The 19,598-nt window shown below is 72.8% G+C and carries 16 protein-coding genes; 8 read left to right on the top strand and 8 right to left on the bottom strand.

The window, feature by feature from the left end; genetic code table 11:
• Window positions 1–77 precede the first annotated feature (77 nt).
• Entirely contained in the window at window positions 78–1,352 is a 1,275-nt protein-coding gene (locus CPH93_RS04700) for an MFS transporter (RefSeq protein ID WP_096212048.1), read from the top strand.
• Window positions 1,353–1,571: 219 nt separating this feature from the next.
• Here CPH93_RS04700 and CPH93_RS04695 read toward each other — a convergent pair whose 3' ends face one another.
• A complete protein-coding gene (locus CPH93_RS04695) occupies window positions 1,572–2,384 on the bottom strand; it encodes a L,D-transpeptidase family protein (protein ID WP_443031432.1) in 813 nt (270 codons plus the stop codon).
• Window positions 2,385–2,860: 476 nt separating this feature from the next.
• Here CPH93_RS04695 and CPH93_RS04685 point away from each other — a divergent pair, with 476 nt between their 5' ends.
• Window positions 2,861–4,258, top strand: coding sequence for an NADP-dependent succinic semialdehyde dehydrogenase (locus CPH93_RS04685; protein WP_096215309.1), 1,398 nt, complete (start codon window positions 2,861–2,863; stop codon window positions 4,256–4,258).
• A gap of 256 nt (window positions 4,259–4,514) precedes the next feature.
• Here the strand turns inward: CPH93_RS04685 and CPH93_RS04680 are convergent, their stop codons facing one another.
• The 5 genes from CPH93_RS04680 to CPH93_RS04660 all read right to left on the bottom strand — a co-directional run bounded on the left by CPH93_RS04680 (window position 4,515) and on the right by CPH93_RS04660 (window position 11,460).
• Window positions 4,515–6,650, bottom strand: coding sequence for a SpoIIE family protein phosphatase (locus CPH93_RS04680; protein ID WP_096212046.1), 2,136 nt, complete (start codon window positions 6,648–6,650; stop codon window positions 4,515–4,517).
• A gap of 275 nt (window positions 6,651–6,925) precedes the next feature.
• Window positions 6,926–8,149 (bottom strand): metallophosphoesterase, encoded by a 1,224-nt coding sequence (locus tag CPH93_RS04675; protein ID WP_096212045.1) that lies wholly within the window; start codon window positions 8,147–8,149, stop codon window positions 6,926–6,928.
• A 176-nt stretch (window positions 8,150–8,325) separates the two neighbouring features.
• Entirely contained in the window at window positions 8,326–8,835 is a 510-nt protein-coding gene (locus CPH93_RS04670) for a DUF1990 family protein (protein WP_093486839.1), read from the bottom strand.
• A gap of 205 nt (window positions 8,836–9,040) precedes the next feature.
• On the bottom strand, window positions 9,041–9,808 hold the full coding sequence (locus tag CPH93_RS04665) for a crotonase/enoyl-CoA hydratase family protein (RefSeq protein ID WP_096212044.1): 768 nt from the start codon (window positions 9,806–9,808) through the stop codon (window positions 9,041–9,043).
• Entirely contained in the window at window positions 9,808–11,460 is a 1,653-nt protein-coding gene (locus tag CPH93_RS04660) for an acyl-CoA dehydrogenase family protein (RefSeq protein ID WP_096212043.1), read from the bottom strand. Before CPH93_RS04660 ends, CPH93_RS04665 begins: the two co-directional genes overlap by 1 nt.
• A gap of 74 nt (window positions 11,461–11,534) precedes the next feature.
• On the opposite strand from CPH93_RS04660, the gene CPH93_RS04655 reads away from it, so the two are divergent.
• From CPH93_RS04655 to CPH93_RS04640, 4 genes are read left to right on the top strand one after another with little or no spacing between them, the layout of a single operon-like run.
• Window positions 11,535–12,308 carry a PaaX family transcriptional regulator C-terminal domain-containing protein gene (locus CPH93_RS04655; RefSeq protein ID WP_096212042.1) on the top strand — a complete coding sequence of 258 codons (774 nt, stop codon included), beginning with the start codon at window positions 11,535–11,537 and terminating at the stop codon, window positions 12,306–12,308.
• A 57-nt stretch (window positions 12,309–12,365) separates the two neighbouring features.
• Window positions 12,366–13,019 carry a helix-turn-helix transcriptional regulator gene (locus CPH93_RS04650; protein ID WP_093486847.1) on the top strand — a complete coding sequence of 218 codons (654 nt, stop codon included), beginning with the start codon at window positions 12,366–12,368 and terminating at the stop codon, window positions 13,017–13,019.
• Window positions 13,016–14,149, top strand: a complete 1,134-nt coding sequence (locus CPH93_RS04645) for an aminotransferase class I/II-fold pyridoxal phosphate-dependent enzyme (RefSeq protein ID WP_096212041.1) — start codon at window positions 13,016–13,018, stop codon at window positions 14,147–14,149. The genes CPH93_RS04650 and CPH93_RS04645 overlap by 4 nt, the downstream gene beginning before the upstream one ends.
• Window positions 14,146–15,087, top strand: coding sequence for an ornithine cyclodeaminase family protein (locus tag CPH93_RS04640; protein ID WP_096215308.1), 942 nt, complete (start codon window positions 14,146–14,148; stop codon window positions 15,085–15,087). Before CPH93_RS04645 ends, CPH93_RS04640 begins: the two co-directional genes overlap by 4 nt.
• A gap of 8 nt (window positions 15,088–15,095) precedes the next feature.
• Here the strand turns inward: CPH93_RS04640 and CPH93_RS04635 are convergent, their stop codons facing one another.
• Window positions 15,096–16,304: a lactonase family protein gene (locus CPH93_RS04635; protein WP_096212040.1), complete on the bottom strand. Its 1,209-nt coding sequence runs from the start codon at window positions 16,302–16,304 to the stop codon at window positions 15,096–15,098.
• Between the two features lie 294 nt (window positions 16,305–16,598).
• Here CPH93_RS04635 and CPH93_RS04630 point away from each other — a divergent pair, with 294 nt between their 5' ends.
• Window positions 16,599–17,687: a tetratricopeptide repeat protein gene (locus CPH93_RS04630; protein WP_093486855.1), complete on the top strand. Its 1,089-nt coding sequence runs from the start codon at window positions 16,599–16,601 to the stop codon at window positions 17,685–17,687.
• Here CPH93_RS04630 and CPH93_RS04625 read toward each other — a convergent pair.
• Window positions 17,581–19,005 carry a lipase maturation factor family protein gene (locus CPH93_RS04625; RefSeq protein WP_096212039.1) on the bottom strand — a complete coding sequence of 475 codons (1,425 nt, stop codon included), beginning with the start codon at window positions 19,003–19,005 and terminating at the stop codon, window positions 17,581–17,583. The two genes, CPH93_RS04630 and CPH93_RS04625, sit on opposite strands and share 107 nt — an antisense overlap.
• Before the next feature lie 414 nt (window positions 19,006–19,419).
• Between CPH93_RS04625 and CPH93_RS35670 the strand changes: the two genes are divergently transcribed.
• Complete coding sequence (locus CPH93_RS35670) at window positions 19,420–19,590, top strand: hypothetical protein (protein ID WP_159032280.1); 171 nt, start codon at window positions 19,420–19,422, stop codon at window positions 19,588–19,590.
• Window positions 19,591–19,598 lie beyond the last annotated feature (8 nt).

The following is a 19,598-nucleotide window of genomic DNA, read 5'->3' as shown; positions in this document are numbered from 1 at the left end:
GTAAGGGGTGAGTGCCCCGGGCGCCTCTTCTCGCCCTGTCGTCCCATCCGTCCCGACGGCGTGCTTTACTGCGCCGCGTGGCCCCTACAACAACCTCTGAAAAGGGCGAAATACCCCTGCGCTCCCGGATATTCGCCGATCTGACCCCGCTGCGCACCTCCCCGGACTACCGCCGTCTGTGGTGCGGCAACACCATCTCCTGGATGGGCCAGCAGATGACCGCACTCGCGGTCTCGCTACAGGTCTACGCCCTCACCCACTCCACCTTCTCGGTCGGTCTGGTGGGCCTGTGCGCCCTGGTCCCGCTGGTGGTCTTCGGGCTGTACGGCGGCGCCATCGCCGATACCGTCGACCGCCGCACCCTGGGCCTCTACAGCGCCGCGGGCGCCACCGCGATGTCCCTCACACTGGCCGTCGCCGCACTGGCCGGATTCCACCGGGTCTGGCTGCTGTACGGGGTCGTCGCCGTCCAGGCGGTCTGCTTCGCGTTGAACTCACCGGCCCGCTCGTCGATGATCCCGCGGCTGCTGCCCGCCGAGCAGCTGCCGGCCGCCAATGCCCTCAACTCCCTGACCGGCAACCTCGGTCTGATGTGCGGGCCGATGCTGGGCGGCGTCATCGTCGGTCTGTGGGGCTACCAGACCGCGTACCTGATCGATGTGGTGGCCTTCAGCGGTTCGCTGTATGCGATGTGGCGGCTGCCGTCCATGCGGCCCGACCAGGGGGAGGGGCCGCGGCGCCGGGCCTCCGTACTGGACGGGCTGCGGTTTCTCGCCACCCGGCCGAATCTGCGGATGACGTTCTTCTCCGATCTGGCGGCGATGGTGCTCGCCCAGCCGCGGGCGCTGTTCCCGGCGGTCGCGGTGCTGTGGTTCGCCGGGGACGCCAAGACCGTCGGGCTGCTGGTCGCCGCGCCCGCGGTGGGCGCCGTGCTGGGCGGGCTGTTCTCCGGCTGGCTCGGCAGGATCCGCCGGCACGGTCTGGCCATCCTGCTCGCGGTGGTCTCCTGGGGCGCGGCCGTGGCCTGCTTCGGACTCTCCCGTCAGCTGTGGCTCGGCCTGTTCTTCCTGGCGGTGGCCGGCTGCTCGGACACCGTCTCGATGGTGTTCCGCAGCACCATGCTCCAGGCGGCGACACCGGACGCGATGCGCGGCCGCCTCCAGGGCGTCTTCATCGTCGTGGTCGCGGGCGGGCCGCGGCTGGGCGACTTCCTCGCCGGGTCGGTGGCCGATCTGACGTCCCCGGCGACCGCGGTGATCGGGGGCGGGGTGGCCTGTGTCGTGGTGGTCATCGGACTGGGCCTTGCCCGGCGCGGGTTCGCCCGTTACGACGCCCGGGCGCCACGGGCGTGAGGAGCGGGTGCTGTTCCCCCCCACCCCCGAACCCACCCCCCGCCCCCTCCCCCGAAGGGGGAGGAGGGGGAGGGGGCGGGGGCGGGGGAGAGCTCGCCGGGCCTCGCCGAGGGCTCCGAGCCCCCGAGACCCGAGCCCCTATAACCCCGCCCTTGCCCCCATAACCCTGCCCTTCATAACCCCGCCCTTGCCCCTGTCAGAAGCGGGTCGGCTGCCCCGTCAGTACCGCGTCAGCGCCGTATGCCCATACGCCGTGCCGATGGCGATGTGCGGATGCCGGGACGGCCGTACCCACGACAGGATCCGTGCCATCGCCCCGGCCGGTACGGACACACAGCCGGCCGTGGCGCCCTTGCCGTGGACGTGGAGGAAGATCCCGGCGCCGCGGCCGTGTACCGGACGGTGGTAGTTGAAGCCGGTGACCAGGGCCCGGCTGTATTGCGTGGGGTGGTCCGCCAGCCGTTCGGACTCGGCGGCCGCGCAGTCCGGCGGCAGGGGCGCCACCCAGCGGTTGTAGGAGGCCGAGGCGTTGTCCTCGCACCACCAGGAGTCCGCGCCGACCCGGCGGTAGGGGACGGTGGTGCCGGGCGGCGCCGGGGCGATGCCGAAGGCGAACGGCAGGTCGTACAGGCCGGTCGGGGTGGTCGAGGTGCCCTGCACCCGGGTGCGGCCCTCGGTCAGCCCGTGGGCGCCGAACCGGGCCGGTGCCCAACCGGCCCGCTGCCAGCGGCCGTTGTGGCGCTGCCACCACATCACCGTCCCGGTGGTGGCGCGCGGGGTGCGCGCCTGGGCGGTGATGAGCTGGTCGCTGCCCCCGGTGTCCGCCATACGGGAGGGAAGGGGGACGCGGGAGCCGGCGGGCGGCGGGGCGGCCGCCGGGGCGGGCGCGCAGAGTCCGAGGAGCAGCGCGGCAGTCGCCGCCAGCAGTACGGCGGCCCTGACCCCGGCCGTCCGGCCCGCGCCTCCGGCCGAGGTCCTGGCCCCGGCCGCGGCCGGGTGCATCGTCCTGGTACGCGTACGCGTCATGGGCATGACCGCACGGTAGAGCGCGACGGGCCCGCCGGGCGCCGTCCGATCAGGTCACATACGCCGCCCCCGGCCCGGCGCAATCCGTCCGCCGCAATCCACCGTGCGCCGGGGCCATGGACGGGCGAAACTCGGGTACGGGGCCCATGTGCCACTAGACATCTCATTCTGGAGGCCCACCGTGCAGCGGCAACCCCATACGCGCAGCGATCGCACGCTCGACCGCGAGCCGCAGCCCACCCCGGATCCGGGAGGGCCGCCCCCGAACCCCGTCCCGGACCCGCTGCCCGGCCCGCCGAGCCCGCCCGGCCAGCCGGACCCCATCCCGCCGGAACCGTCGCCGATCCCGCGGCCGCCGGGACCCGATCCCGACCCGGTCCCGGAGCCGTCCCCGGCCCCCTCACCGCTCTCCTAGGAGCCGCCCGGACCGACGCCCCGTACTCCGCGGGTGCCCCGCCCGCACCATCAAGGAGGTGCTGATCATGGCCATCGCCACGGTCAACCCGGCCACCGGCGAGACCCTGAAAACCTTCGATGCGCTCAACGCCGGCGAGATCGAAGACCATCTGGTCCGGGCGGACCAGGCCTTCCAGGAGCACCGCCGCACCAGCTTCGCCCGCCGCAGGGAACTGCTCCGCAAGGCCGCCGAGCTGCTCGACGCCGACCAGGACGGCATCGCCCGCACGATGACCACGGAGATGGGCAAACCGCTGGCCCAGGCGCGCGCGGAGGCCGCGAAGTGCGCCAAGACCATGCGCTGGTACGCCGACCACGCCGAGGAGCTGCTGGCCGACGAGCACCCCGACCCCGCCGACGTCAGCGACTCCGGCGCGGCCCGCGCCGTGGTGCGCTACCGCCCCCTCGGCACCGTCCTCGCGGTGATGCCCTGGAACTTCCCGCTCTGGCAGGTCGTCCGGTTCGCTGCACCCGCCCTGATGGCGGGCAACACCGGGCTGCTCAAGCACGCCTCGAACGTCCCGCAGACCGCGCTGTACATCGAGGAGCTCTTCCGCCGCGCGGGCTACCCCGAGGGCTGTTTCCAGACCCTGCTGATCGGGTCCGGCGCCGTCGAGGACATCCTGCGCGACCCGCGGATCGCCGCCGCGACGCTGACCGGCAGCGAGCCGGCCGGCCGCGCGGTCGCCTCGGTCGCCGGCGACGAGGTCAAGAAGACCGTCCTCGAACTCGGCGGCAGCGACCCGTTCATCGTGCTGCCCTCCGCCGACCTCGACAAGGCGGTCCGCGTCGCGGTCACGGCGCGCGTCCAGAACAACGGTCAGTCGTGCATCGCGGCCAAGCGGTTCCTCGTGCACGACGACATCTACGACGCGTTCGCCGAGCGGTTCACCGACCGGATGGCGGCGCTGACCGTCGGCGATCCGATGGACGAGAAGACCGAGGTCGGGCCGCTCGTCAGCGAACAGGGCCGCTCCGACCTGGAGGAGCTCGTCGACGACGCGGTCCACAAGGGTGCCGCGGCGCTGTGCGGCGGACGGCGGCCGCCACAGCACCGCACGGGCTGGTTCTACGAGCCGACGGTGCTGTCCGGCATCACCCCCGGCATGCGCATCCACTACGAGGAGGCGTTCGGGCCGGTGGCCACGCTCTACCGCGTCGCCGACGTGGACGAGGCGGTGCGGATCGCCAACGACACGCCGTTCGGCCTCAGTTCCAACGCCTGGACCCGGGACCCGGACGAACAGGCCCGGCTCGCCCGCGATGTGCAGGCCGGCGGTGTCTTCTTCAACGGGATGACCGCCTCGCATCCGGGCCTCCCCTTCGGCGGCGCCAAGCGCTCGGGCTACGGGCGGGAGCTGTCCGGGCACGGCATCCGGGAGTTCTGCAATATGACGACGCTGTGGTACGGGCCGGAGGACTGAGCAGCACGGGGCGGGGCCCGACGGGGCGCTCGGCAGGCCGCGACGGACGCCCGGTCACTTCGCCCCAACGCGCCTGCCCCGAAGCGGTTTTCGTCCTGGAGCTCAGGGTGTACCTTCCCGTCAGGCCGAGTCGGCCCACGGCCAGGTCGGCCGGCTCGGCCGCCCCTCTGTGAAGGGCAGCGGACGACCCCAGGGAAGGGCGCGTCCGCCTCCTGATGCGTCGTAGGCGCATGGCGCAAGGTGAGTTGATCCAAGATCAGGCCGGCTCCTCCGGCACCACGAACTCACACCACAGCGCCTTGCCCGCACCGCGTGGCTCCGCGCCCCAGCGGTCCGCGAATGCCTCGACCAGCAGCAGCCCCCGGCCGGAGGTCGCGGTCTCCCCGGGGCTGCGCCGCCGCGGCCAGCGGCTGGAGCGGTCCTCGACCTCCAGCCGGATCCGCCGGGGGGTGCCGGGCAGCAGCTCCACGGAGACCAGGGCACCGCTCTCGGTGTGGGTCAGCGCATTGGCGATCAGCTCGGAGGCGGCGACCTCGATGTGGTGGCTGACCGAGCCCGCCCGCCACTGGTCCAGCGTGCGGCGCAGCGCCGCACGGACCTCCGCGGTGCCCGAGGGGTCGGCCTGATGGACATGCAGCCGTAGCCGGGGTGTGGTCGCGGGCCCGGGGCCGGGGAGCCGGTGCAGCAGCAGGAGAGCCATGTCGTCCTCCGACCCGGGGGTGGCCCACAGCTGGTCCGAGAGCCGGTCGGCCAGCGCCTCCAGCTCCGTGGGGCCCTCGCGGACGGCCTCGGACAGCGCGTCGATGCCGGCGGAGATGTCGTGGCCGGGCTGCTCGACCAGCCCGTCGGTGCACAGCAGCAGCGTCGACCCGGGCTCCAGGAACAGCTGGGTCTCCGGGAAGTGGTCGTGCCCGAAGGCGGTGGCCAGCCCCAGCGGCAGGCCGCCGCGGACCTCGGGCCAGTCGATGTGCCGGGAGGCGTTGCTGATCAGCGGGCCGAGATGGCCGGCCCGGGCGAGGTGCAGCGCCCCGGATTCCAGATCGGCCTGGATGTAGGTGCAGGTGGCGAAGCGTTCGGTGTCCAGCTCGGACAGAAAGCGGGAGGCCCGTACCAGCACCGTCTCCGGCGAGTGCCCCTCGCTGGCGTAGGCCCGCAGCGCGATCCGCAGCTGGCCCATCACGGCGGCCGCATGGGTGTCATGTCCCTGGACGTCGCCGACCACCAGCCCGGTCCGCCCCTGGGGCAGTGCGATCACGTCGTACCAGTCGCCGCCGACGTCCCGTCCGACGCTCGCCGGGTGGTAGCGGACGGTGACCGCGCCGCCGGCGATGGGCGGCAGCCGGCGCGGCAGCATCGTCGCCTGCAGCCCGGTCGCGAACTCCCGTTCCTGGTCGAAGAGGGTCGCCCGCTGCACGGACTGGGCGACCACACCGGCCAGTGCCAGCGCCAGATTCCTGGCCTCCGGCGACGGCACCGCAGGCTCCGCGTTGAACAGCCCCAGCGCCCCGATGACGGCGTCCTGCGCGACCAGCGGCAGGAACGCCGCGCTGCCCGTCGGCAGCACCTCGGTGTACGGGTGCAGCCGCGGAAAGCGGGCGATCATCTCACTCCGGCTGCTGAGGAAGAGCGGGCGCCGCGAGCGCGCCGTGTCGGCCAGCGGCAGGGCGTCGTCCAGCCGCGAGGTCATCATGTCGTCGGGCACCTCGCCCTCCAGACCGGCGGCGGCGATCACCTCGAACCGGTTGTCGGTGACCAGACCCAGCAGCAGCCCGTCCGCGCCGAACCGCCGGGCACCGCCGCTGTCGGTGAGCACCCGGGTCACGTCCTTGACGGACAGCGCGCGGGCCAGCGCCGCGGTGGTCTGCTGCACCATCACGGTCTGCCGCTGCCGCTCCTGCTGGAGCGAGCGCAGCAGCGCGGAGTCCGCCAGTTCGCTGGTCGCCTCCCGGACGATGCCGATGATCCGGTACGGCATGCCGTCCGCGTTGTGCAGGATCCGCCCCTGGGCGTGGGTCCAGCGCTGGGTCCCGTCGCGGCACTGGACCCGGAAGTACGCGCCGTAGGAGGAGTGGCCGTCCCGCAGGGCCTGGGCGAGCGCCTCGTCCAGCCGCAGGCCCTCCTCCGGGGGCACCCGGGTGACCAGGGACATCGGCGCACCGTCGTATTCGTCCGGGCGCAGATCGAAGACGCCCATGGCGCCGGGATCCAGATCCATGAACCCGCGGGCCAGATCCCAGTCGAAGGTGCCCATCCGGTTGAGTGACAGCCGCTCGCGCAGGCCGACGGGCTCATGGTGCGACACCCCGGGCGCGGTCTCGGTGACCGGGCGCCAGTCCCGGTCGGCCAGGGGGTCGTAGTCCTCGCCGGACGGTTCCACGATCCGGCCGGTCATGGCGCGCCACGTCTCGCGGCCCGGCGGTCCGCGGCGCGCCGTCCGACCCCTGCCGGGCAGCCGGGCATCAGGGCAGGCCGCGCCGCGCCGAGCACGTCACGTGCCCTCGGTCGCGGGCCGTTGACCGGGGCCGATATCCACCGGAACGCGGCCATGCGAACACCCTAGGCGCGGGTCGGAAAACCCGCATTTCCGGCGCCGCGACTCCCCTTGCCCTGCTGCTACAGGCGGGGGCAAGGGGAGTCGCGGCGCCGGCCCGGGAACGGCTCCGCCCGTCAGGCGTGGGCGCCCGCCGGCGCGGACACCGGCCGGGTCTGCCGCGTCCGGTGCGCCAGGGTGGCCTTCCGGGTCGCCACGTCCACGGTGTACGCCTCGATGGTCAGCCGCGCGCCGGACACCTTCAGCAGCATGAACCCGTGGTCGGAGAAGTTCTGCCAGGCTGCCGGGTTCCCGAAGTGCGCCTTCCCGTCCTCCGTCTTGGCCGACGCCCCGCACACCACCTGCCGGGTGCCGCCCGTACGGGCCGTCGGCTCCAGGATCTGCAGGGTGTGATCGTGACCGGACAGGATCAGATCCGCCCGGCCGGCCACCACGTTGTCGTACATGTCCTTGAGGTGGACGCCGCTGGTGTAGTTCCCGATCTCGAACCCGTCGTAGGAACCGGCGCTGCCGTGCTTGCCGTTGTTGAGGTACGGGTGGTGACCGATCACCACCTTCCAGCGGGCCCGTGAGGCGCGCAGCGCGCCGTCCAGCCAGCTCCGCTGCTCGCGCATGTACGGCCCGTCCCACCGGTAGTGGGGGTCGATCTGGGCGACGTACGACGACCACGGAATCGTGTCGATCGCGAAGAACTCCACCAGCGGATCGGCGGCCGGCAGCGGCACGCTGTAATAGCGGCTCGGCATGTACCAGCGCCGCGAGGTGGCGGCGTAGGCGACCTCACGGTCACCGCGGGACGGGGCGCCGCCGCTGCCCGGAATGAGCCCGGAGCAGTCGTGATTGCCCAGCACCATCAGCCACGGCACATCGATACCGCTGTTCGGCTTCTCGAATTTGTCCTGGAATTCCGAGTCGTCGTCGGATTCCGGCCCGTTCTCGTAAATGTTGTCGCCGAGGCCCACCGCCAGGCCGACCCGCTCGGCCCGGCAGACATCGCGCGCGGCGGCCGCCACCGCGTACTGCGCCTCGTCGCCCGTCCCCGCGTCTCCGGTGACCAGAATCGCGAACTCGCCCTTGCCATTGGGGTGTTCGGGGAACGGGAAGGCCCCCGGGGCCCCGCGGCGGGCGGCCGCGGAAGCGGGCGACTGCGCCGGCGACGGCAGCACCGCGAGCGCCGCACCGGCCATCGCGCCGCCCAGCAGCGTCCGCCGGTTCACGAAGGGCACCGTGCGCCCCGTCGTGGGCATGGACGGCCCCCCGGCCGTCGTGGCCGAGCCGGTGTGCAGCCACTCCTGCTCGGTCATGTCCGCCTGCGGCGGGATCAGTTCGTCCTCACACATGGAGGGATTTCTTTCACGGCAGGCCGAGGCCGTGGTGACGGATCGATGAAGGGGAAGTGGACGTATGGAGACCGGGAGCCGTGAATCTACGGATCGGTAACATAGCGTGTTCCGGGGGGTGTCAGGGCGTGAGCGAAGCCCCCTGGGCGGACCCGGTGCACGGCCCGGGACGGCTCCTACTGATGACTCGTCAGGCGGCGTAGGGTGCGGCCGAGATGGTGGACGTACCGGCGCTGGAAGAACGGGACCAGCGGGCCGGCGAGGCGGGTGAACGTCCCGGCGGGGCGGCTGAAGGCGGTCACCGTGAACCACACCGAGCCGTCGGCGCGCAGTTCGGCGACGAACGCCTCCTCACCGCACTCGGGATGCCCCGGCCGGGTCCCGTATCCGAAGCCGATGCGGTGCTCCTCGGCCACCGTCCACACCACGGTGCACGGCGCCCGCAGCCGCAGCGGTCCGATGCCCAGCGCGACCTCGACCCGTACGCCCGGCGCGGCCCGCGGGGCGTCGGCCCGGATGCCGGCGCCCGCCGCACGGTGCATCCGGAAGGTGGTGATCGCCTCGCCCGCCGCCGTCAGTGCCGCCCGCCCGTGGCCGATCGGCAGCTCCTCGTGGAGGTGGTGGTAGCCGGGCGGCAGCGGGGTGCGCCGGGTGCCGCCCTCCTCGGGGTAGGTCAGGTCGTTCATGGGTGCTCCTGGCGTGGGCGGCGGGGCGGGACGGCGTGACCGTACGCGGCGAACCGTCCGGCCGCAACGACGTTCGCCCTGCCGGCGAGCAGGGGCGGGCGCGCGGACGTGCCCGCTACCGGAACCGGCGGGCAGGGGTGCGCGGACGTGGCGCTACTGGAGCCGGAGGATCCGGACGGGGCTCCGGCTCAGACGGGGCTCCGGCTCACCCGTCCGCGTCCGCCGCCCCATGTCGCCCCGCCCCCGCGGCGAACCGCGCCGCGCCCTCCCACGCCTCGGCCAGGACGGCCTGCCCGTAGGCGAGTTCCCCGGCCATCGCCGACTCCTCGTCCCGGCCCTCCTGGTCCAGCAGGGAGGCGCGGTCGCTGCGCAGACACGCCTGCGGGAAGCGGGCGATCTCCGCCGCCAGGAGCTCCGCCTCCGCGCGTGCCGAACCGGCCGGCACCACGCGGTGGACCAGTCCGATGTCCAGCGCCTCCGCGGCCGGCACCGGCCGCCCCGTCAGCACCAGGTCCATCGCCCGGCTCGCGCCGATCAGCCGCGGCAGCCGCACCGTGCCTCCGTCGATCAACGGCACGCCCCAGCGCCGGCAGAACACGCCCAGGACCGCGTCCTCCTCGGCCACCCGGAGATCGCACCACAGTGCCAGCTCCAGACCGCCGGCTACCGCATGCCCGGCGATCGCCGCGATCACCGGCTTGCCGAGCCGCATCCGGGTCGGCCCCATCGGCCCGTCCCCGTCCGCCGCCACGCGGTTGCCGCGCTCGGTGCCGATCGTCTTGAGGTCGGCGCCGGAGCAGAACGTCCCGCCCTCGCCCCACAGCACCGCGACCCGCGCCCCGTCATCGGCGTCGAACTCCCGGAAGGCATCGGCCAGTTGCGCGGCCGTCGCGCCGTCCACGGCGTTGCGGGACGTCGGCCGGGAGAGCACCACCGTCGTCACCGGACCGGCGTGCTCCACCCGTACGGACATCAGGCCGCGCTCGCGGGCTGCGGCCGGACGTGCTCCAGGACGGCCGTCAGATCGACGCCGGCCGGCAGCGTGCCGAAGGCATTGCCCCACTCCCCGTCGAGCCGCGAGGCGCAGAACGCATCGGCGAGGGCCGGGTGGCTGTACCGCACCAGCAGCGACCCCTGGAGGACCAGCGCCATCCGCTCCGCCAGCGACCGGGCCATCAGCTGCGCCCGCTCCGGACCGGCCGCCGAGCCGAGCATCTTGCGGAGCCCGGCCACCGCCGCGTCCAGCCGGCGGTCGGCGCCCGTCGCGGTCTCCACCTCGGCGAAGAACGCGTCCAGCGCGGCCGGTTCCTTGCCCAGCGCCCGCAGCACATCGAGCGCCGCGACGTTCCCCGAGCCCTCCCAGATGGACAGCAGCGGCGCCTCCCGGTAGAGCCGCGGCATGCCCGAGTCCTCGACGTAGCCGTTGCCGCCCAGGCACTCCAGCGCCTCCGCCGCATGGGCGCTGCCCCGCTTGCACACCCAGTATTTGCCGGCCGCCAGCGCCAGCCGGCGCAGCGCCGCCTCCCCGGCGTCCCCGGCCTGCGAGCGGTCCACCGCCGTCGCGAGCCGCATCCCCAGCAGCGTCGCCGCCTCCGACTCGATCGCCAGATCCGCGAGCACCGCGCGCATCAGCGGCTGCCGGTCCAGCTCGCGGCCGAACGCCCGCCGGTGCGCGGTGTGGTGCAGCGCCAGCCGGAGCCCGGCCCGCATCCCGGCCGCCGAGCCCAGCACACAGTCCAGCCGGGTCATGTTCACCATCTCGACGATGGTCCGCACCCCACGGCCCGGCTCGCCGACCGGCCAGGCCACCGCCTGGTCGTACTCGATCTCGCTGGACGCGTTGGAGCGGTTGCCCAGTTTGTCCTTGAGCCGCATCAGCCGCATGCCGTTACGTGTGCCGTCCGGCAGCACCCGCGGCACCAGGAAGCAGCCGAGCCCCTCCGCGGTCTGCGCCAGCGCCAGGAAGAGGTCGCTCATCGGCGCGGAGGTGAACCACTTGTGGCCGGTGATGCGGTAGGTGCCGTCGCCGGCCGGCACCGCATGGGTGGTGTTGGCCCGTACGTCGGAGCCGCCCTGCTTCTCCGTCATCGACATGCCCGCGATCAGGCCCGACTTGGTCAGCGGCGCCCGCAGCCCGAAGTCATAGCTGCGCGCGGCCAGCAGCGGCTCGTACTGCGCGGCCAGCTCCGGTGCGGCGCGCAGCGCGGGGACCGCGGCGTACGTCATCGAGACCGGGCAGCCGTGTCCCGGCTCGGCCTGCGACCAGACGTAGAACTTCGCGGCGCGCACCAGATGCGCGCCGGGGCGGTCGTCGGCCCAGGGCGCGGCGTGCAGACCGTGCTCCACGGCGACGGTCATCAGCTGATGCCAGGCCGGGTGGAACTCGACCTCGTCGATGCGGTGGCCGAACCGGTCGTGGGTGTGCAGCCGCGGCGGCTGCTCCTCCGCCCAGCGGGCCTGGTCCTGGACCGCCGCCGAACCGGCCAGCGCACCGAGTTCGGAGACCTCCCGCACGCCCCACCCGGCACCGTCCCGGCGCAGCGCCTCCAGCAGGGCCGGCTCGTCCGCCGTACTGAACCCGGTCAGCGGCGGAGCCTGATTCACGACTTCATGGGTGACGGTCATACCGTTGACGTTACAGAAGCCGAACACCTGTGGGAAGACTGTAATAGAACGGCTGGCTAGAGTTTCGGGCACCTATGAACGACGACGACACCGGTACCCGCGGCGAGCGAGCGGCCGCCGCGCTCGCCCTGCGCCCGCTCACCGCCCGCTCCATCGTGCTGAGCACCCTGCTGGGACATCACCCGCCGCGGCTGCCGGCCCGTGCCCTGGTGCGCGTCGGCGAACTCTTCGGCATCGCCGAGGGCACCGTCCGGGTCGCGCTCTCCCGCATGGTGGCCGCCGGCGACCTGCACCAGAGCGACGGCTCGTACGCACTCACCCCCCGGCTGCTGGCCCGCCAGACCCGGCAGGACGAGAGCCGCTCCCCGCGGACCCGCCCCTGGAGCGGGGACTGGGAGATCGCCGTGATCACCAGCCCGGAGGGCCGGCCGGCCGCCGAGCGCACCGCGCTGCGCCAGGCGATGGCGGCGCTGCGGCTGGCCGAACTGCGCGAGGGCAGCTGGCTGCGCCCCGCCAACCTCGACCGGCCCCGCCCCGCCGTCGTCACCGAGCAGTGCACCTGGCTCACCGGCACCCCGGACGGCGACCCCGTGGCGCTCGCCGGCCGGCTGTGGGACCTGCCCGGCTGGGCGCGACGGGCCCGCGACCTGAGTGCCGCACTGGCCCGTGCCGCGACCCCCGCCGACCGCTTCACCGTCGCGGCCGCCGCCCTCCGTCATCTCCTCGCCGATCCGCTGCTGCCCGCCGGGCTGCTCCCCGAGGACTGGCCCGGCGACCAACTCCGTCTGGACTACGCCGAGTTCGAGAGCGAGCTGAGCGATCTGCTGCGGCAGTACGTGGCCGACTAGGGGCCGCCTCTTCTTAGACTCTGGACGTTTAGTCCAGCCTGGACTTATAGTCCAGCCATGGAGAGCATGGAGGAGAACTCCGACCCCCGGGTGCGGACGTGGGCGCCGGTCTGCCGGGCCGTTGCCCTGCTGCTCGGCCCGTACGCCGAGGTGGTGCTGCACGACCCGGACACCGACCGGATCCTGGCCATCTGGAATCCGATGACCTCCCGAGGGCCGGGGGATCCGTCGCTGCTCGGCGAGCTGGACACGCTCGATCCGACGGCCCGGGACGTGTTCGGGCCCTACGAGAAGCTGCTCGCGGACGGCCGGCGGCTGTCGTCGGTCAGCGCGGTCCTGCGTGACGCGGACGACACGGCGTCGGCGGTGCTGTGCGTGAACCTCGACCGCACACCGCTGGAGCAGGCCGCGGCCGTGCTGTCCGCCTTCGGCGCTCCGTCCGCCCCCCGCCCGGAGCCGCTGTTCGAAGAGGACTGGAGCGAGCGTGTCCAGCACATCGTCGGCGCGTACGTGCGCGAGTGCGGCCGCCCGGTGGAACGGCTGACCCGCCAGGACCGCCTGGCCGTCCTCGCCCGGCTGGAGGAGGCCAAGGTCTTCGCCGTCCGCCGCGCCGCTCCGGTCGTCGCCGGCACCCTGCGGGTCTCCCGCTCCACCCTCTACGGCCTGCTGGCCGAACTGAGAGCATCCAGCGCAAAGGACCAGACGTCATGACCCGGCTGCCCGACTTCCGCCTCGAAACCTACTTCTCCCAGTGGGAGTTCACCGCGCGCCACCACCTGACCGCCTCCGACGTCCAGACGATGACGCTCGGCGAACTGCTCGCGCTGGCCGACGACCAGGACCGCGCCGCGTTCGAGAACCTGTCCCTGGGCTACACCGAGACCTACGGCGATCCGGCGCTGCGCGAGGTGATCGCCCAGACGTACGAGCGGGCGGACGCCGCCGACGTCATCTGTTTCGCCGGCGCCGAGGAGGCCCTGTACCTGGCGATGAACGTGCTGCTGGACGCCGGGGACCATGCGGTGGTGGTGACTCCGAACTACCAGGCGGCCGAGACCGTGCCGTTGGCGCTGTGCGAGGTCACCGGCGTCGCTCTCGACCCGGACCGGGACTGGGCCCTGGACCTCGACCGGGTGAAGGCGGCGATCCGGCCGCACACCCGGGTGGTGTCGGTGAACTTCCCCAACAACCCCACCGGCAAGGTCATCAGCGCCGCGGACTTCACCGAACTGGCGCGGCTGTGCGACGAGCGCGGCATCCACCTGTTCAGCGACGAGGTCTACCGCGGCCTGGAACGCGATCCGGCCCGCACCCTTCCGCAGGCCGCGGACCTGTCCGAGCGCGCCTTGTCGCTGAACGTGACCTCGAAGTCGCTGGGCCTGCCCGGCCTGCGGATCGGCTGGATCACCTGCCGCGACCGGGACCTGCTCACCCGGCTGGAGCGGGCCAAGCACTACACCACCATCTGCAACTCCGCCCCCGGCGAGGTGCTGGCCCGCATCGCGCTCAAGGCCCGGGAGACGATCCTGGACCGCAACCGGGCCCTGATCGAGCGGAACCTGCCGGTCTTCGACGCGTTCTTCGCCGAGTTCGGGGACCTCTTCGAGTGGCAGGCGCCGGACGGCGGCTGCGTCGCCTACCCCCGCTACCGCGGCCAGGAGGGCGTGGAGGAGTTCTGCACCCGCCTGGTGGCGGAAGCCGGCGTCCTGCTGCTGCCCGCGAGCATTTACCGCTCCGAACTCACCCCCACGCCGGCCGACCGTTTCCGTATCGGCATCGGCCGCCGCGATCCGGAGCAGGGCCTGGCCGCCTTCGCGCAGTGGATGCGGGCACGGCGATGACACCGTCCGTCTTCGACGCCGCCGCCATCGAACGGGTCGCCACCACGGACCTGGTCCTCGATGCCGTCCGCGGTGCGCTGATCGCCCACGCCAAGGGACAGACCACCGTGCCGCCCCCGCTGCACCTGCAGTTCCCCGACGCCGACGGGGACTGCCACGTCAAGGCGGGCCTGGTCACCGGCGCCCAGGACTTCACCGTCAAGATCGCCACCGGCTTCTACCGCAACCCCGCAGCCGGACTGCCGTCCCAGCACGGCCTGGTGTGCGTGGTCAGCGCCCGTACGGGCGAGGTGCGCGCGATCCTCGACGACAAGGGGCTGCTGACCTCGTGGCGTACCGCGGCCGCGGGCGCACTGCTCACCCATGCCATGGCCCGTCCGAACGCTGCCACCCTGGCCGTCTTCGGCACCGGAGAACAGGCCCGCCTCCAGGTCGAATGGCTGGCCGGACTCCGTCCGATCAGCACGGTGCTCGTCCACGGACGCGACCCCGGCAGGACCCGGGCGCTGTGCGAGACGTTCACGGCGCAGGGCCACCGGGCCCGGCCCGCCTCCGCCGAAGAAGCCGCGGGCGTCGACATGGTCCTCACCACGACGCCGGCCACCTCCCCGGTCCTGCGGGCCGCGCATGTCCCACCGGGCACGCATGTGACCGGGGTCGGCACCGACATGCCGCACAAGAACGAACTCCCCCCGGAGCTCTTCGCCCGCGCGGCACTGATCGCGACCGACGACCACGAACAGTGCCTGGACCACGGTGACTTCGGCCATGCGGTCCGTGCCGGAGCCACGACCGCCACCGGTGACCTCCCCGCCGGTCTGCTGCTCGACGGGCCCTTCGCGCGTCCGGACGAGGCGGTCACGGTTGCGGACCTGACCGGCGTCGGCGCACTCGACGCAGCCGTCGCCTCAGCCGTCCTGCGGGAATTGACCCGGTAGACCCGGCCTCACAGCGGCAGCACACACACCGGGACCGGTGCCACGAACGGCGCGCCGGCGCTGCACAGCGCCCCGGTCCGGGCGTCCACCGAGAACACCGTCACCGACCCCGACTTCTGGTTCGCCGCGAACAGCCACCGCTGGTCGGGCGAGAAGGCGATCTGCCGGGGGAAGTCCCCGCCCACCGGCACGGTGTCCAGCAGCCGCAGCCGTGCCCCGGCCGCCTCCACGGCATAGCGGGTGAGGCTGTTGTGACCGCGATTGGCGAGATAGGCGAAGCGGCCGTCCCGGGTGACCAGGAACTGCGCCGGAAAGCTGGTGCCCGGTCCGGTCCCCGTGGACTGCGGTGCACCGGGCGTCAGTTGACCCGTCCGGCGGTCGTAGCGGCAGACCACGACCGTGTTGTCGACCTCGTTCGCCAGATAGGTGAAGGCCCCCGAGGGATGAAAGGTCAGGTGCCGGGGGCCGGCGCCGGGCCGCAGCGCCGCCGCCGAGACCTGGACGAGCCGTCCGGCCGGCTCGTCCAGCCGGTAGGTGTAGACGGTGTCATTGCCGAGGTCGACCGCCAGCACGAACCGGCCGTCCGGGCTGGTGATGATCTGGTGGGCATGCGGCCCGTCCTGGCCGGGACCGGGCGGCGGGCTGGAGTGGGTGACCAGGTCCGTGCGTTCGCCCAGCGCGCCCGTGGCCGGGTCGATCGGGTGCACGGCCACGCTGCCGGAGAGGTAGTTGGCGCTGAGCAGCCGGCGCCCGCCGGGATGCACCGACAGGTGACAGGGCCCGGCGCCGCCCGTCGACCGGCTCCCCAGTACGACGGGCGGGCCGTCCGGCCGCAGCGCCATGGCGGTCACCGCGCCCTGCTCCTGCTCATCGACCGCGTAGAGGGTGCGACCGGAGGGTGCCATGGCGAGATAGGAGGGGTCGGCGACCCCCGCCACGACCCCGGTGGTCGTGATCCGCCCGGTCGTGGTGTCGTACGCACCGACTCCGACGCCGGTCCCGCCGCCCGGGCGGGAGGTGTACGTCCCCAGGAAGAGCGGCCGGGTGCCGGCGGGCCGGCGGACGGGGCGGCGGGTGGCGGGTGCGGGCCGCGCGTCCTCCCGGGTCGGCAGCGCCGCACCCGTCCCGGCGGTCGCGGTCAGCCCGGCCGCGGCGCCCAGGAACCGCCTGCGGCCGATTCCTGTCCCGGCCCTCGTCCCCGTACGTGCTGCGCTCATGCCACACCTCGGTGTTCGGCGGCGGTGGTCGGTGATGGGGTGACGTGGCAAGGGTGGCTCGTCCCGCCTGCGGAGGCAAGCGGGGCAGGGGTGCCGGGCCGTGGTGTGCCCCCAAGCCGAAGCCCGCGCACGCTGGTTGACCCTGACGTGCCCCTACACCCTCATGATGACCATCAGCCCACCCGTAGCACTCGAGTCGTACGGCACAACCCATACAGGGACGGACTCGCCGGACCCCTCCTCGCTCATAGGTTCGTGATCAAGGCACGGAAATGATCGGGAGGCCACAGATATATGTACGGCAAGGCATTCGCCCCGGAATACCAGGGCGAGTTGGGCGCGGCACTGGGCGTGAACTCCTCCTACGAGGAGGTGCTGGCCACGGCGAGCCGCGCACAGGCCGACGCGGGAACCGCACTGGAGCGGGCCCGGGCCGCGCTGGCGGTCGCCGAGGCCAACCGGCGGCTCGGCCGGGTGAGCGAGGCGGGCCACGCCTGGCGGGAGAGCTATCGCAGCGCCCGCACCGCCGGTGACCCCGGCGCCATGGCCTGGGCGCTGTGGAGCGGCGGCACGCTGGCCCGGCAGTGCGGAACCCTGCCGCTCGCCCGCCGGCTGCTCGCCCATGCCGTCGCCCTGGCCGAGGGCAGCGGCGACCGTCTCGCCCACGGCTATGCGCTCGCCGGCCTGGCCGAGACCGGCCGCATCCAGGGCGACTACGCCGCGGTCGCCGACCTCCATGAGCAGCTGCTCGAACAGGGCCGCAAGCACGGCGAGGCCCGGCACATGGTCTGGGCGATGTCGGGCATCGCCCAGATGCACCGCAACACCGGCGACTACGACAAGGCCCTGGAGCTCTTCGAGGAATCCGCCCGCATAGCCGCCGACGCCGATGACGCCCGCGGGCGCGCCTGGTCGCTGCGCGGCGTCGCCGATGTCCTGTCCGTCCAGGGCGAGACGGACCGGGCGCTGACGCTGCTGTCAGAGGCGGAGGCCATCTGCCGCACCATGGATCTGGCGAGCGCGCTCGCCTACAACCACAAGATGCGCGCCAACGTCTTCTTCCGCGCCGGACAGTACGTGTCCGCACGTGAGACCTACTCCCTCGCGCTGCGGGAGTTCAGCGAGATGCAGGAGCCGCGCGGGGTGGCCCTCTCTCGCCTCGGCCTGGTCAAGTCCCGCGCCCGCCTGGGCCGTGACCGGGACGAGTCGCTGGCCGAACTCGACACGCTGGAGCGCGACTTCACGAGGATCGGGCTGCGCCACGCCCGCGAGATGGTCATCGCCTTCCGTACAGAGCTGACCGCCCGACCGGCGCCAGAAACTCCCGCTCCTCGGTCCGGTGCCACCACGCTCCGGTCTCCCGCAGTTCCCGCCACGTCGTGAAGCGGTAGCGGAAGACCCGGGCCCTGATCCGGGCCGGCGGCAGATCGGGGAACGGATTGCTGCGCAGCAGCCGCAGGGTGTCCCGGTCGTTCTCCAGCAGCCGCGCCACGAACGGCACGAACCACGCCCGCGCGTAGGCGGGCGACAGTGCGGCGAACCACATCAGCCAGTCCAGCCGCAGGTGGTACGGCGCGAACTGGCGCGGCAGCCGCCGCACCTCGCCCGGCTTGCCGTGGAACTCATACGCATGCCAGGTGGTCTCCGGCCCGGTCACCGCGTCCGCCGTCCCCTCCACCACGATCTCCCGGCGCACCCGGGTGATCGTGCCGAAGGCGCCGTACGAATTGACCAGATGCAGCGACTCGTAGGACGTGTTCATCATCTGCTGCCGGGTCAGCAGATTGCGCGCCGGCCGGTAGCTGAGCACGAGCACACCGGCGGTGGCGAGCAGGACCAGTACCTCGAACCACACGGGGGGCGCGGCGAGCGGCGCGGCGGGCCCGCCCCACAGCGGGGCGGCGGCCGACATGGCGAGCGCGATGGTCACCCAGTTCAGCCAGGCGAAGTTGCCGGACAGCACCAGCCAGAGCTGAGTGATGACCATCGCGGCCGCGGCCCATCCGGCGATCGGCTGCGGAGTGAACAGCAGGACCGGCACGGCGAGTTGGGCGACGTGGTTGGCGGCGGTCTCGACCCGGTGGAGGGGCCGCGGCAGATGGTGGAAGAACCAGCTCAACGGGCCGGGCATCGGCTGGGTCTCGTGGTGGTAGTACAGGCAGGTCAGGTCCCGCCAGCAGCGGTCGCCGCGCATCTTGATCAGCCCGGCCCCGAACTCCACCCGGAACAGCACCCAGCGCAGCAGCCACATGATCAGCACCGGGGGAGCGGTGTCGTCGTTGCCGAGGAACACCGCCAGCGAGCCCGCCTCCAGCAGCAGCGACTCCCAGCCGAAGCCGTACCAGGTCTGCCCGACGTTCACGATGGACAGGTACAGCACCCACAGTGCGGCCCACATCAGCATCGCCGCCCACAGCGGGACGGCGTCCGCGGCCCCCGCGACCACGGCCGCGGACAGCGCGACCCCGCACCACGACCAGAGGGCGAAGAAGCGGTCCGAGTAGTGCCAGTGGAAGACCGAGGGCGCCGCACGGAACGGCACCCGGGCCACAAAATCGGGCACCGGCAACAGGCCGCGTGCCCCGATCAGCGCGCGGAACTGGCGCACCGCCGCGAGGAACGCGCACAGATAGAGCGCGGCCAGCATCCGCTGGAAGACGAGCCGCCCGAGCCAGTAACCGGAATCCGAGAACCATGCCACCCGCCCATGGGTAGCACTGAGCCGCGCGCTCTGCGGCACGGCGCGCGGCCTCGGCGGACGGTATCCCCCGCTCACTCTCCAGCGTAGAGAGCGGGGCGAATGCAGCAACCCGAGGTCCGTTGCGGTGAGTGCGGTGAGGGCCGTTCGGGTGAGTGATGTGCATCACAAATTCCGCCGGATTTCCCGCCGCTTATGGGGGGTGGATTTTCCGCCTTGCCCACGCATTCCCTTCGCGCTGGAAAACGTCGAGCGCGCCGCGTGCGGCGTAGTTACTCTGAGGGTCGACGGACGACCTTTCTGGGAGACGCCAACACCATTGGCCCGTCGCGGGAACGCCACAAACCTTGGCTGACCTCCCGGTTTGTGAATACGGCGCCACCGCGTCAGACCAATACCTCGATGAAGGAGTGCGTGGTGGCTTTGCACAAGGCTCAACACAAGCAGCCCCGTTTGAAGCAGGGCGAGCGGCCAGGCCGGATCAAGGAAGTCCGTAACCTGGAAGCCTGGGATCGCTGTGCCCCGGTGCGTCTGGCCGGCTGCGAGGACGACCCCTCCGAGCCCAATATCTTCCGCGGCATCGACTGATCGGCTGA

The organism is Streptomyces sp. 2323.1 (assembly GCF_900221035.1).
Classification (GTDB): domain Bacteria; phylum Actinomycetota; class Actinomycetes; order Streptomycetales; family Streptomycetaceae; genus Streptomyces; species Streptomyces sioyaensis.
This window is presented reverse-complemented; position numbering and strand designations above follow the sequence as displayed.